Annotated in this window: 12 protein-coding genes; 10 read left to right on the top strand and 2 right to left on the bottom strand. The window is 58.9% G+C overall.

Features of this window, described 5'->3' with window-relative positions; translation table 11 throughout:
• Position 1 precedes the first annotated feature (1 nt).
• Positions 2–1120 carry an efflux RND transporter periplasmic adaptor subunit gene (locus FPL22_RS11145; protein WP_144230432.1) on the bottom strand — a complete coding sequence of 373 codons (1119 nt, stop codon included), beginning with the start codon at positions 1118–1120 and terminating at the stop codon, positions 2–4.
• The gene (locus FPL22_RS11140; protein WP_144230431.1) at positions 1117–2493 is read right to left on the bottom strand and encodes a TolC family protein; all 1377 of its coding nucleotides are present in this window, start codon (positions 2491–2493) and stop codon (positions 1117–1119) included. Before FPL22_RS11140 ends, FPL22_RS11145 begins: the two co-directional genes overlap by 4 nt.
• A 157-nt stretch (positions 2494–2650) precedes the next feature.
• Between FPL22_RS11140 and FPL22_RS11135 the strand changes: the two genes are divergently transcribed.
• The 10 genes from FPL22_RS11135 to FPL22_RS11090 are packed head-to-tail and all read left to right on the top strand — an operon-like array spanning position 2651 to position 14022.
• Positions 2651–3151: a GbsR/MarR family transcriptional regulator gene (locus FPL22_RS11135; protein ID WP_144230430.1), complete on the top strand. Its 501-nt coding sequence runs from the start codon at positions 2651–2653 to the stop codon at positions 3149–3151.
• A gap of 11 nt (positions 3152–3162) precedes the next feature.
• Positions 3163–4038 carry a sugar nucleotide-binding protein gene (locus FPL22_RS11130; RefSeq protein ID WP_144230429.1) on the top strand — a complete coding sequence of 292 codons (876 nt, stop codon included), beginning with the start codon at positions 3163–3165 and terminating at the stop codon, positions 4036–4038.
• A gap of 11 nt (positions 4039–4049) precedes the next feature.
• Positions 4050–5123, top strand: coding sequence for a dTDP-glucose 4,6-dehydratase (gene rfbB, locus FPL22_RS11125; RefSeq protein WP_144230428.1), 1074 nt, complete (start codon positions 4050–4052; stop codon positions 5121–5123).
• A 4-nt stretch (positions 5124–5127) separates the two neighbouring features.
• Positions 5128–6192, top strand: a complete 1065-nt coding sequence (locus FPL22_RS11120) for an ATP-grasp fold amidoligase family protein (RefSeq protein WP_144230427.1) — start codon at positions 5128–5130, stop codon at positions 6190–6192.
• Between the two features lie 5 nt (positions 6193–6197).
• Positions 6198–7076 carry a glucose-1-phosphate thymidylyltransferase RfbA gene (gene rfbA / locus FPL22_RS11115; RefSeq protein WP_144230426.1) on the top strand — a complete coding sequence of 293 codons (879 nt, stop codon included), beginning with the start codon at positions 6198–6200 and terminating at the stop codon, positions 7074–7076.
• A gap of 9 nt (positions 7077–7085) precedes the next feature.
• A complete protein-coding gene (locus tag FPL22_RS11110; protein ID WP_144230425.1) occupies positions 7086–7859 on the top strand; it encodes an ABC transporter permease in 774 nt (257 codons plus the stop codon).
• A complete protein-coding gene (locus FPL22_RS11105; protein WP_144230424.1) occupies positions 7852–8574 on the top strand; it encodes an ABC transporter ATP-binding protein in 723 nt (240 codons plus the stop codon). The genes FPL22_RS11110 and FPL22_RS11105 overlap by 8 nt, the downstream gene beginning before the upstream one ends.
• Positions 8564–11953 carry a glycosyltransferase gene (locus FPL22_RS11100; RefSeq protein ID WP_162525274.1) on the top strand — a complete coding sequence of 1130 codons (3390 nt, stop codon included), beginning with the start codon at positions 8564–8566 and terminating at the stop codon, positions 11951–11953. The genes FPL22_RS11105 and FPL22_RS11100 overlap by 11 nt, the downstream gene beginning before the upstream one ends.
• Before the next feature lies 1 nt (position 11954).
• The gene (locus tag FPL22_RS11095) at positions 11955–12857 is read left to right on the top strand and encodes a glycosyltransferase (protein WP_144230422.1); all 903 of its coding nucleotides are present in this window, start codon (positions 11955–11957) and stop codon (positions 12855–12857) included.
• A gap of 22 nt (positions 12858–12879) precedes the next feature.
• A complete protein-coding gene (locus tag FPL22_RS11090) occupies positions 12880–14022 on the top strand; it encodes a DUF4915 domain-containing protein (RefSeq protein ID WP_144230421.1) in 1143 nt (380 codons plus the stop codon).
• Position 14023 lies beyond the last annotated feature (1 nt).

The raw sequence follows: 14023 nt of genomic DNA, 5'->3' as shown, positions 1-14023 counted from the left end.
CTCACCTCTTCGCGGGCTTCACAACGCGCACGCGATCATTCTCACGATACGCGTCGAGGTTGTCGGTGATGACGAGATCGCCCTCGCTCAACCCGCTCACAATCTCGACCTCGTTCAGACTTTCGTAGCCGCGCGTCACGCGGAGTTGCTTCACCCGCCCGTCACGGACGGCCAGCACATAGTCACCGAGCAAGGCGCGACGGGGAATGATCATCACATCCGCACGCTGGCCCACGATGATACTCGCTTCACCGCTCAAGCCCGGCACGAGTCGCGCAGGCGGAATCTTCACATCAAGGATCACCGTGTAACGCTGGGTAAGCGGATCGGCGGTCGGCAGCACCCGCGCAACCGTGCCCGTAAATTGTTCATCGCCGTAACCGAGAAACCGCACCTGCGCACGCTGGCCGATGACGATTCCGGAGAAGTTTTCTTCGCTCACGCGGGCCTCCACCAGACGTTCGCGCGCCAGCAGAATGGCCAGCGGTGCACTCGACACGATGAGGTCGCCCACATAGGCCGAGACGGAGGTGACATCCGCGTCGATCGGTGAAAACAAACTGGTTTTCTCGATCTGCCGTTTGCGGGTTTTGATGTCGGTCGCGAGGCCGGTGATGAGCGACTCTTCATTGATCTGCTCGATCTCCAATTTCTGCTCCAGCGCGCGCACTTCACGTTTCCGCTTATCGAGCTCGGTCGAGGAATACTGGCCGCCCTCCGCGAGACGCGTGAAATTGGCGAGGTCAGCCTTGGCCGTTTCAAGATCGAGCTTCGTAGCTGAACCCACCGCACGGCGTTTGAGCGCCGCGTCGTAATCATTGGTCACGCGTTCGAGTTCGAGCTTCAGATCGGTGTCATCGATTTTGAGCAGGAGTTCGCCGGCCTTCACGCTGCGGCCAAGAACCAGGGAGCTGTCGACCACCCGTCCGCCGGACTCGCTGCGCAGCTCCATCGAATAGTCGGCGCGCACCGCGACGTTGGCGGGGAGCGCACTGACGGCGGTGCCCCGCTTCACCACCGCCACCTGGGCTTCCGGCCGGGTCAGGCGCAGCGACGCAAACCCGCCAGCCACGAGCACCGCGACGATGACCCCGATGTAAATGAAGCTGCGGGATTTCACGGGAACAGGATTTCCTCGGACGGCTTGATGGCGCGCTGACGAAGCAACGCATGCTCGGACAGCTGCAGGATCACCCGGCCGCGCAGATCATAGAGCGCGATACGCTCGGTCTGGGCGGCAGCGGTGCGAGCCTGCCATTCGGTCTCGGCCAACCGGCCGGTTTTACGCAGATCTTCATCCACTTTCTCGCGGGACGTCGTGAGGCCGAAACGCTCCTCGGCGACTTCGAGTTCCTGAAGCGATAGCGTCAATTCATCGGCCTGATCCTTGAGCTGGTTCTGAAGCGCGAGGCGCGCATCCGACACGGCCTTTTCATTTTTGCGAACGGTCACGCGAGCTTCCTTGACCGCGGCACGGGTCGCGAAACCGTCAAAAATGTTCCAGCGCACCCGCACGCCGGCGAAGTAGTTAACAACCGCACTTTGGTCGGTTCCGCTCGATGCGCCTTGGTCGGCACCCGCCGCGAGATTGACCTTCGGATAGTTGCGCACGCGGGTGATTTCCTGCTGAAGACGCGCGGCCTCCAGTTCTCCCTCGCGACGGGCCAGCGCATCAGGGATGCGGTTCGCGGGCGCTAGCTTGGCCGCTTCCGGCACGAAAAGGGCCTTGGCCGAAGAGGGCACTTCCGCAATCGCCGCCGGCAGTTGGTCAGCCGAAAAAGACTCCAGACCATTCATGATGGCGAATTCACGCAGCGCGCGCTGAAGACCCACTTGAAGGCGGTCGCGGGCAATCGCGGATTTACGGGAGTCGAGTTGCTCCGTCGCCAGCAAATCAGCCGCATATTCGCCGCGGGCCGAGCGATCACGGTTCACCGCCAGCGTGGCGCGTTGGCGATCATAGGTGGTCTGCGACTCGGCCAACGACAGCTTCTGCAAAACCAAATCGAGATACGCCTGGCGGATCTCAATGATCAGTGCACGGCGGGCTTCGGCATAATCATTGCCCGCCAGTTTCTTATAAATCTCGGCCACGCGCTTTTGATTGGTAAGGGCGTTCCAGTGCCACAGCGGCTGCTCCACGCCTACATTGTAGTAAGGCTTGAACGATCCGTTCTGGGTTTCACTGTTCTCGCGATAGGAAAAATCGAGATAAAGATTCGCACGAGGACGGGTAACGCTGCGCGTTTCTTCTTCATGCGCCTCGGCTGCAAGTTTTTGCAGGCGCGCATCCAGCACGCGGGGGCCGATTTCCGCCGCGGCATTCACCAAGGGCTCCAAGCCTACGATCAGTTTTTCCGGAAGGCCCAATAACGGCGCATCCGCATCCGCTACTTTGGGTTGCGAAACCATCTCCTGTGCCTGCGTCACGACGGACCCAAGACTAAGCGAGATCAACAACGATGCGGAACACAGCAGGCGGGACTTCAACATGTGGCAGGGAATGATTTATTAACCTCGGCGGGGCGATTTGTTGGCAACACCCAAGTTGGCCGAACTCGGTCCACCCATCAGGCATGCACGGAAAATCCAGAGTGCTTCGTAAAATTGTCGACAGTTATTCCAATAATATTTGTAACAACTGCAACCAATGCCCGCCAAATCGACTCCTCCTGTTGTGACTGTCGCCGGCCAGTCCGCGGAATTGGACCGCGAGATCATCGCCTTTTGGGTGCAGGTCGCCGGCTTGTTGGGCTACTCGCGGTCCATCGGTGAAATCTTCGGACTCATTTTTCTCTCCGAATTACCTTTGTGTGCCGACGAGGTCGTCGAGCGTCTCGGCATCAGCCGCAGCGGTGCCGGCCAAGGCCTGAAAGCCTTGCAGGACATCGGCGCGATCAAACCCGTCCATCCGCTCTCCAGCCGCAAAGAGCACTATCAGATGCAAACCGACTTGGGCGTTTTGGTGAAGCTCCTGCTCAACGCCCGCATCCTGCCCAAAGTCGAAGAACTCGCCAACCAGCGCGCCGCCCTCGACGCCTCCGTTCGCGCCCAGGGCCCCGCGCATCTCGTGCAACGCTTCGAAAAACTCGACCGCTGGCGCAACAAGACCGCGCCGCTCCTCGCCTTGCTTAAAACATTTTCCACCTGAACTCCTCGACCATGATCTACCTCCTCGGCGGTTCCGGCTACGTGGGCCAGGCCTACCAAACTCTCCTCACGCAGAAGGGCATTGCCTTTAAAAATCTCCAGCGCGCCGAACTGGATTACGCCGATGTGAAGGCGTTGACCGCCGCGTTGAAACGCGACCGGCCCGCGTTCCTCATCAACGCGGCCGGCTACACCGGAAAGCCCAACGTCGACGCGTGCGAACTGCACAAGACCGAATGCCTCTTCGGCAACGCCGTCCTCCCCGGCCGCATCGCCGAGGCCTGCGAAGCCGCCGGCATTCCTTGGGGCCACGTTTCCTCCGGCTGCATCTACACCGGCAAGCGCCCCGATGGCACCGGCTTCTCCGAGATCGACGCGCCCAACTTCACCTTCCGCCAGAACAACTGCTCGTTCTACTCCGGCACCAAGGCCCTCGGCGAAGAGATCCTCGCCGGCCGCCCCGACGTATTCATCTGGCGGTTACGCATTCCGTTCGACCACCGCGAGAGCCCGCGCAACTACCTGACGAAGCTCATGCGTTACCAGCGCCTGCTCGAAGCGGAGAACTCCATCTCGCAACTCCACGAGTTTGTCGCCGCGACGTTCGCGTGCTGGGAAAAACACATCCCCTTCGGCACCTACAACGTCACCAATCCCGGCCACGTCACCACGCATGAAGTCGTCGAGCTCATCCTTGAGAGCGGCGTCTGCAACAAAGCCTACGAGTTCTTCACCGACGAGGCCGACTTCATGCAAAAGGCCGCCAAGACCCCGCGCAGCAACTGCGTGATGACCTCCGCCAAACTCGCCGCCGCCGGTATCGAAATGACTCCCGTCCTCGACGCCATCCGCTCGGCGCTCGCCCGCTGGCAACCGGAAACCAAGTAGTTCCCGTCCCCATGAAAATCCTGGTCACCGGCGGCGCCGGCTTCATCGGCTCCAACCTCGTCCGCCAGCTTGTCACCGAGCACGGCCACGACGTGCTCAACGTCGATGCGCTGACCTACGCCGGCAACCGTCACTCGCTCGCCGATCTCGAGGGCAACGCCCGCCACCGGCTCGTGCAGGCCGACATCTGCGACGCCGCCGCGATGCAAAAACTCTTCGCCGACTTCGCCCCCGACTGGGTCATGCACCTCGCCGCCGAGAGCCACGTGGATCGCTCCATCGACGGTCCCGGCGCCTTCATCCAGACCAACATCACCGGCACCTTCACCCTGCTCCAAGCCGCCCGCGCCCACTTCGAAAAACTCACCTGCGAAGCCCGCGACCGCTTTCGTTTTCTTCACGTTTCGACCGATGAGGTTTACGGCAGTCTTGGCGCCACCGGCCTCTTCACCGAAGAAACGCCCTACGATCCGCACTCGCCTTATTCCGCCAGCAAAGCCGCCAGCGACCACCTCGCCCGCGCCTGGGCCGACACCTACAAGCTGCCGGTCCTCGTCACCAACTGCTCCAACAATTACGGCCCGTTTCAGTTTCCCGAAAAACTGATTCCGGTCGTCATCCTCAAAGCCCTTCGCGGCGAAGCGATTCCCGTTTACGGCAAGGGCGAGAACATCCGCGACTGGCTTTACGTCGCCGACCACGCCGAGGCCTTGCACACCGTCATTTCCAAGGGTCGCATCGGCCAGACCTACAACATCGGCGGCAACAACGAGCGTCGGAATATCGACCTCGTCCGCCTGCTCTGCGCCCTGCTCGACGAACTCCGCCCCCGCGCCGACGGCCTCAGTTACACGAAGCAGATCACCTTCGTCACCGACCGCCCCGGCCACGACCTGCGCTACGCCATCGACGCGACGAAAATCAAAACCGAGCTCGGCTGGACACCGAAGCAGGATCACACGTCGGGCTTCCGACAAACCGTCCAGTGGTATCTGGACAACGAGACCTGGACCTCCGCCATTCTCAACGGCTCCTACAAACTAGAACGCCTCGGGTCCGCTGCGCCGGATTCCGGCCTCAGTTAAAGCCATGAACAAAATCGACGTCATCAAAGCCCACTTCAGGGCCGCACTTCGCTATGAGCTCAATCTTCGTGAACCAAAGTCCTACAACGAAAAGATCCAGTGGCTTAAACTGTTCTATCAAGACCCCCTGCTCACTCGCTGCGCGGACAAGATCGCCGTCAAAGATCATGTTCGTGAAAAACTAGGCCGCGACATCTGCATCCCCACACTGGCCGCGTATAGAACCGTCGAAGATTTTCGCATCGAAGACCTCCCCGACCAATTCGTATTAAAACTCAATTCCGGCTCGGGCCAAATGTTGATTTGCGCCGACAAAAAATCGTTCGACTTCGACGCCGCCCACGCACGGATCGCCACATGGCTCGAACCCGCATCCAATCATTATTTTTTTGGCCACGAATGGGCTTATAAAAACATTCAACCGGGCGTCATTGCCGAACAATTATTGGGTAACGGCGAACCACTACGGAATTATAAGTTCATTTGTTTTAACGGCGAACCCAACTGCCTCTACACAACGGTCCAGTTGGGCGGAAAACTCTATGTCGATTTCTATGACTTTGAGTGGAATCACCTGCCCTTTGATCTACTGGATTATCCCAACAGTCCTCAGCCGCCCCTTCGCCCCGATAAACTGGAAGAGATGATCTGCATCTCTAAAATTTTGGCGAAGGACTTTCCCTTCGTTCGCGTTGATCTCTACTGCATCGAATCCCGGGTATTCTTCGGCGAACTCACTTTCTATCCGAGTAACGGAACCGTCAGCTTCGATCCCCAAAAAGCAGATTACGACTTAGGGGCATTACTAACGCTTCCCGATCACGCGGTTTTGCTCCCGGATGAAAACAAGCCGCCGATCAAAGTTTCGCTGGATGCTCTTCATGAACTGTGCGACCTGACCGATCACCTGCCGCCTTCCCCTCATGCACACGTCGATGTCGAGATGGCGCATTTGGTCGATAAAATCGAGCGGATGCAAAAATCGTATAGTTGGCGTCTGACCGCTCCCTTCCGGTTTTTGCGCCGCCTCTTTTACAGGCCCCCGGTTACCCTGAAGTCCGCACATTAAATTATATGAAACGCAAAGGCATCGTTCTCGCCGGCGGCTCCGGCACCCGCCTCTACCCGCTCACCATCGCGGTCTCGAAGCAGCTCATGCCGGTTTACGACAAACCGATGATCTACTACCCGCTGTCGGTCCTCATGCTGGCCGATATCCGCGAGATCCTGATTATCTCCACGCCGACGGATCTGCCGCTTTTTCATCGGCTGCTGGGTGACGGCAGCCAGTTCGGAGTCACCTTCAGCTACGCGGAACAACCTTCGCCCGACGGCCTGGCCCAGGCATTCACCATCGCAGCCGATCACGGATTCCTAACCGGCAACGAACCGTGCGCCCTCGTTCTGGGCGACAATCTCTTCTACGGCCACGACTTCGTTTCCTGCCTTCAATCCGCGGGTGCCCAGTCGGCCGGTGCCACTATTTTCGGTTATCACGTCGCTGATCCCAAAGCCTATGGCGTCGTCGAGTTTGCCCCCGACGGTCGCGTGTTGTCCCTCGAGGAAAAACCCGCGTCACCAAAATCCAACTACGCCGTCCCCGGACTCTATTTTTACGACAAGGACGTCGTCACTCGCGCCCGCGCCCTCAAACCCAGCGCGCGCGGCGAACTGGAAATCACCGATCTCAACCGGCTTTATCTCGAACGGGGCGATCTTCGCGTCGAGTTGCTCGGCCGCGGCACCGCCTGGCTCGATACGGGAACCCACGACAGCCTGCTCGAAGCCGCGCAATTCGTCAGCGTCATCGAAAACCGCCAGGGCCTCAAAATCGCCTGCCTCGAAGAAATCGCCCTGCGCAAGGGCTGGCTCGATCAAGCCGGGCTGGCGGCTCAAATCGCACGCCTCGGAAAATCCTCCTACGGCAGCTACTTGAAAAACCTCAAGGTCTGAACCACGCCCATGATCAGCCATTTCCTACGCTATAAAGACATCGTCTTGTATCGCACCCTGGCTTCGCTGAAATCTGAAGCCCGTAAAAATTATCTGGGCTACATCTGGTTTCTTTTGGAGCCGTTGCTGAGCACCTCCGTGCTTTATTTCGCGATGTCGCATATCAGCGGCCAGCGCGGCGCGCTTGCCGTGCTGGTCATCCTTCTCGGCATGGTCGTGTGGCAATGGCTTGAGGGTTCGGTGATGCTGAGCTCCGCCTCCATCAGCGCGAAGTTTCATGTCCACATGCAAGTGCCGCTGCCTAAATATTTATTCCCGTTGGTGGACATCGGATCGAACACCATCCGGTTCGCGTTTGCATTCAGCATCATACTGGTGGCGTCGCTCTTTTTGGGTGCGGGCATTTCTTTAGCGCTCCTCTGGCTGCCGGTCCTGTTGTTCCTTCAACTGGCGCTCATCATCGGGCTTTCACTGATCGTATCCATTGGCGTCACCCTGGTGCCCGATCTGCGCATGCTGGTGCAGTCGTTATTCCGCATGCTCTTTTTCGTCTCGGGTATTTTTTTCACCGCCGAGCGGGTGCCAGCCAATCTCCTGCCCTATTTTCACGCCAACCCGATTGCAGTCCTCATCGAAGCCTACCGCGCGGTGCTGCTTCATGGGCGCTCACCGGACATCCGGTTGCTCGGCTTCACCGCACTATTGACCGTCGTCCTGCTGATCACGGGTGGATTCATCCACAACCACTACGACAAACGCCTGCTGAAACTCACCAATGTCTGATTCCATTATCCAACTGGAAAACGTGGGCGTATACTACCGGGGCGGCCGGCAACGCGGAGCCAAGGCCTCATCCGCCCCATGGGCTCTGCGCGGTCTGACCCTGGATATACGCCGCGGAGAAAAACTCGGCGTGGTCGGGCGCAACGGTTGCGGGAAAAGCACGCTGCTAAGATTGCTCGCGAACATCATCTCTCCCGACGAGGGCTCGATACGTTACGACCGTCCGGATCTTCACGTGCAACTGCTCGCTTTGGGCGTGGGCTTTGAAGGCCATCTTTCCGGTGCCGAGAACGCCATTCTGAGCGGCCTTTTCATGGGGAAATCCAAACGTCACATGGAAAGCCGCCTGCGCGAAATCCAGGAATTCTCCGGCTTGGGCGATGCGTTTCACAAACAGGTCAACACCTACTCATCGGGTATGAACGCCCGGTTGGGATTCTCCATCGGGCTGCAGACCGATCCCGATATCTTCCTGATCGATGAGGTGCTCGGCGTGGGCGACAAAGCCTTTCTCGAAAAATCCAAGGCTGCCCTCCGCGAACGATTCCAAGCCAACACCACGGTCGTCCTCATCTCGCACGATGCCCGCACTATCAGCGAAGTGTGCGATCGTGCCGTATGGATGAATGCCGGCCGTATTCTTGCCGAAGGTGATCCAACGCACGTTTGCGAAACTTACGAGACAGGGATCGCTTCCTCACGCCGTGCATTATGATTTTGCCATCGTCTGCCGGGAAAGCCTTGGCAGCGGCGCCGGAGATATCGGCGTCTATTCCCGCCTGCTGATCGAAGCCCTCGCGGCCGCAGGCAAACGCTCCGTGGTCTTCACCGGATCACCGGAAGCCGCCTGCTCTTTTGAGGGCAATGCCCTCGTGGATTACGTTGTCGTGGAAACTCCGCGGACCGCGCCGTATGCCACCGTGACCGGAGCCGAATTTCTCCACGCCTACGCACTGTGCACGAAGTTAATCGAGTTTCTCGAAACGCACTCGATTCAAACCATCGAGTTCCCGGACCGCCACGCCGAGGGGTATTTTTTCATCAATCATAACCTCGTCTACCGCCGCATTCCGTCGGTCGCCGTGCGCCTTCATCTACCGGCGTTCGTCGTCGATGATGATAATGAAAAATCCCCCCGCAGCTTGCACGAAGCCCGGGTTTACGCGGCCGAAAAGGAAGCCCTTCAGCGCGCCGACCACATCCTTTATTCAGGGCCCGCCATTTTGGAACGAGTGCTGGACTACTTCACACCGGCCGAAGCCGAAGCGCTGCGCATCCGAGCGACATCGATTCCCAACAACTTCCCCGCTCCGCTCGGAGCCTCAACGCCATCAACTTCGCTTGAGCACGCCGCTCGCGTAAAAAAAACAGGGTGCCTGGGTCCGCTCGAATACCGCAGAGGCGCTGACCAACTGGTCATCCAAGCCTGTCGCTATTTCGCCGGGCAACCGGATTCCACGATTCAATTTCATCTCATCGGTGAAGATACGCTCACGGCTAACGGTCTGTCGTTTTCCTCCTACCTAAGCCGACTCATACCCGACGCAGCTCGCGATCATTTTGTCTTTGAACGTCCGCTCGCCGGTGCCGCTCTCCAGCAGCAACTGTCGGCTCTGGATGCCTTCGTCCTGCCCGCCCGCTTCGATCATCATCCGGCCGCGCTGAACGATATTCTTCCGCTGCAGAAACCGGTGTTCGTTTCCACTCGCGGCGGCATGGCGGATCTCGACGCGCACTATCCCTCGATTCGCAGATTTGATCCGCTGGCCCATGCCGACTGGCAGCGTTTTTTCATCGATCTGGAGAATGGCCTGCCAGCCCCCGCGCCTGCCGCTTCGGACAAACCCGCCCAAATCAACGCTGGGATCATCGCGGCCTACTTGGAATTAAAACCTGAGGTCACGGCCACGCTCGCACCGGTGCGGATGTCCGTCGTGATCGCCCATCTCAACGATGCCGAAAACCTCACAAACCTGCTCAATTCGTTGCGCGCAGCGAAAGACTCGGCCCGCCTCGAAATCATCGTTGTCGACGACGGCTCGCCCGACGACGTGCAAGCTTCGCTGCAGAGCGCGTTCCCCGGGGTTATCTTTCTACAAACTCCGCAAAGCCGGTCGGGACCGTTTCTCGCCCGAAAGATCGGCACGGAAACCGCCGCGAGCGACTACGTCTTGTTCGTCGATGCCGATGATCACCTCGATATCGAGCGCTGCTTTCACTATGCGCAAACGCTAGCCGAAACCGATCGCCTCGATGTGCTGATTCCTGCGATGAGGCACTTCGGCCGCGAAACCCACGCGTCACTCCCGTTGCCCAAATCCCGGGTCACGGTGCTGTTCGAGTGCTACTTTCACTGCGGATTGATCGCGAGAAAAACCAGCCTGCTGGACGGGCTCGAAGATGCCTGTCGGGCAACCTATAATGTGGCCCATAGCGAAGACTGGATGCTGGGCATATCGCTGCTGTTCACCGGTGCGCGTATCAGTGCGGTGCTGGACTGTGCGTATTTCTATAATCGCACACGCCCCAATACCCGCTCGCTCGAAAACCTGTTCATGGAGTGGCAATCCACCGCCATCCGGCATCGCCACTTCGATCAGGCGATCGCGCGCGCCCTCACCAGCGACAACTTGCCGATCTCCGATCTTAAACTGCTGCGATTGGTCGCCCTCGGCGTGGAACCGCCCTCGGCCACCCCGCCGGTCGAGGTTCGGAACAGCAACTACGTCGCCTGGCACACCCACCTCTATCGCACGGTAAAATCGTTAACCGGCGATCCCAACTACCGGCCTCTTAAAAAATCCTCCGCCAACATTGCTCCGGCCATCCCGGTTTTCCGCTCAAACCTGCCCTCGGGAACCAAGCCACGACTGCTTTTCATCACCCGGGTTTTGCCAAACGCCGAAGGCACCGGCCCTGCCCGCCGCGCCTACTCCGTGATCAGCGCAATGGCGAAGACCCATGATGTTTCCTTGTTGTGGATCACGCCTCCCGCGCACGATCAGACGACGCCCGTAAACCTGCCGGAGGGCTGTGTTGAATGGCGTCGCCTGCCGTCGCATGCAGGCGATGACCGGGAGCTCCGCCGGCGGCGCGAGCTGGCGGGGAAACACCCAAGGGGGTTCAGTTTCTTGTTCCGCCAGCCCGTGGACTGGAGGGACCACACCCGCGGACGTCTGCGTCTCGCCGCAGACCTGCTGGGCGGCGAACGCTTTGATGTCATCCACGCCTTCCGCATGGTCATGGCTCCCTATGCCCTGGCCATCCATCGCGCAAACCCAGCGCGTAGTATTCAATTGGATACAGACGATATCGAATCATCCACCCTTGGCCGCATCGGCGCTCTTTATCAAAAAAACGCCGATCCCGTGCGCGCCGCCGAATCCTATTCCAGCGCCCGCATTAACGCGCGCCTGGAACGGGACCTGTTCCCGCGATTCCACCACGTCTTCGTCTGCTCCCAGTCCGACGCCAGCCGGCTCGCACCGCGGCATAAAAACATCCGGGTGTTGCCCAACATAATGCCGGTGCCCGCCCAGCGGCCGCTCGCACCGGCGGCCACAAAGACCTTTCGTTTTCTCTTCCTGGGAACACTCGATTATTATCCCAACACGGACGCGTTGTTGTGGTTGTGCCGCGAGATTCTTCCTCGTCTGCGCTCCACCTGCGATTGCGAGCTCGTGGTCGCGGGTCTGAATGCACCGGCGAGCTTGATCCAGTTTCTCCAACAGCAGGACGGCGTCCGGTTTATTGGTGCGGTCGCCCACTCGGCCACTGCTTTTGCAGCAGCCGATGCACTGCTGGTTCCCTTGCGCGCCGGCGGCGGCACGCGATTGAAAATAATCGAGGCGTTCACGCAGGGCATCCCCGTTGTCAGCACTACCCTGGGCATTGAAGGAATCGAGGCGCAGCCCGAGGAACATTTCCTGGTCGCCGACACACCTGAAATCTTCGCCCGCGCCGCCTGCCGGCTGACCGGGGACGCCGCACTCCGTGATCGCCTGGCGAAGAACGCGTTTGATTTGGTGTCGCGGGAATATTCGCCCGCCGCCCTCGCCCGCGCGCTGGAAAAAACCTCCGTCGATCTTTCCTGAAATGTCACGTATCCCCCGTCACTTTCACTTCATCTTCGGGCTGCGGAAACAAACCGAACCGTTTCACATCGCGCATTACCTTTGTCTCGAATCATGCCTGCGCGTGAATCGTCCGGACCGGCTCACACTTTACTACCATTACGAGCCCTACGGGCCCTATTGGAAACTGATCAAAAACAAAATCGAGCTCGTGCGGGTGCCGCTCAACGATCAGGTGGCAGGGAAAAACTATGACTGCGCGTTGATCGGCCAACAGCTGCGTTATGCGCATCACGCCGATTTCATACGCTTGGAAAAACTTCTGCAGCACGGCGGGGTTTATGCTGACATGGACACGCTGTTCCTCCGTCCCATGCCCGATGCCTTCTTCGAAAAACCGTTCGTGCTGGGTCGTGAAAACCCCGTCATTAACCAGCAAACCGGCGCGATGGAAACCTCGCTATGCAACGCACTGATGCTTGCCGAACCGGGCTCCGCGTTCGCCCGCATCTGGCTTGAGCAAATGCCGGCGGCGTTTGATGGCAGTTGGAGCAACCACTCCTGCCAGCTGGCGGATCGACTCCACGCACAACACCCATCCCTAGCCCATGTGGAGCCCTCGCAGTCTTTTTATCCGTTCATGTGGACGGTCGAAGATCTCAAAGGTCTTCTTGAAGAGTGCCGCCCAGATTGGCGCGGCGCCTACAGCGTGCATCTCTGGGCCCATCTGTGGTGGTCCGCCGAGCGCACGGATTTCAGCCCGTTCAGCGGCGCCCTGCTCACCGAAGACTTTATCCGGAAAACGGATACCACCTATACCCTCGCCGCCCGTCCGTTTCTGCCTCCAGCCGGCCGCCTGAAAAAGCGTCTTCTGATCTGGCGGATTTTTTTCACGCACCGGCTCTTCAAAGCAAAAGTCGCCTGAGCCTTCCGGCTAAATTCATACCATGAAATTTAATCGCCCTTTGGAAACGTCCGCCACCGGCATCGCGCACACCCTGCTCTTATCGTGCCCGAACGAAGGCGGCTTGATCGCACTGCACAACGGCCGGGCCATGATCATCGATCATGTGGACACCACGGGAATTCATGCTTCGCCAGAAATGGTTATTCGCGGACACCAAACCGCCGACCACGCATTCATCGATATTTTCACCAAAGACACAGTCCGCTCCATGGTGCTAAAGGAGGTCAACGACCTGCATGACATCCTCGTGATTGGTGAGCGGATGCATGTTGTTTCCACCGGAACGAACGAGGTTTTGGTTTACGATTTGTCGGGACGGCTGCTTGAGCGGATTCCTTATCCCGGACAAAGCGACTCATGGCATCTCAACTGCCTGGCTCGGAGTCCCGATGGACGTCTGGCCATAACCGCATTCGGTAAATTCTCCGAGTTCAGGGAATGGAAAGGGCGCTCGGCCGGGCAAGGGTTCATCGGCTTTTTGGGCGACACCACCGGCAGTCAAAATATCCTGGAAGGCCTGAACAAGCCGCACACTCCCCGCTTTCATCAAGGGGACATCTATTGTTGCGACTCCGACAACAACTCCCTTGTCCGCATCCGGAACGGCCGCAAGGAATCCCTGCCCATCGATCACCGGTTCACGCGTGGCCTCGCGCTTTGCGGCGATATTGCCTACGTGGGCCTCAGCGGCTGGCGCAGCCTCGCCAAAGGCCCCAGCACGGGAGGTATCGCCGTGGTGAATCTCAAACAATTCCGCGTAGAAACTATCTTCGATATTCCGCTCAACGAGGTTTACGACGTGATGGCGATTTCGGAGGCCCAGCTCGAGTCGATCAGCCTGCATTATCTTAACTCGAAAATCTCGCGACACTCACACGAGTTGTATGCGTTAAAGCTGCCCTCGAAGATTTCCGCTCCTGAAATATCCGCCTCCGCCAACGAGGAATCCGTTTTGCTCGCCAAGCAATTGGGCCAACTCCAACAACGCTACAACGCGACCCTCCTTCAATTGGACATCCTTCATGACCGCCTCACCCGTCAGACGCGGTCATTCAGTTGGAAAGCCACCGCACCACTTCGCTGGGCGCGACGTCACATGAACTCATTTTTGTTACGGAAGTGAT

This window comes from Rariglobus hedericola, assembly GCF_007559335.1.
GTDB classification, from domain to species: domain Bacteria; phylum Verrucomicrobiota; class Verrucomicrobiia; order Opitutales; family Opitutaceae; genus Rariglobus; species Rariglobus hedericola.
This window is presented reverse-complemented; position numbering and strand designations above follow the sequence as displayed.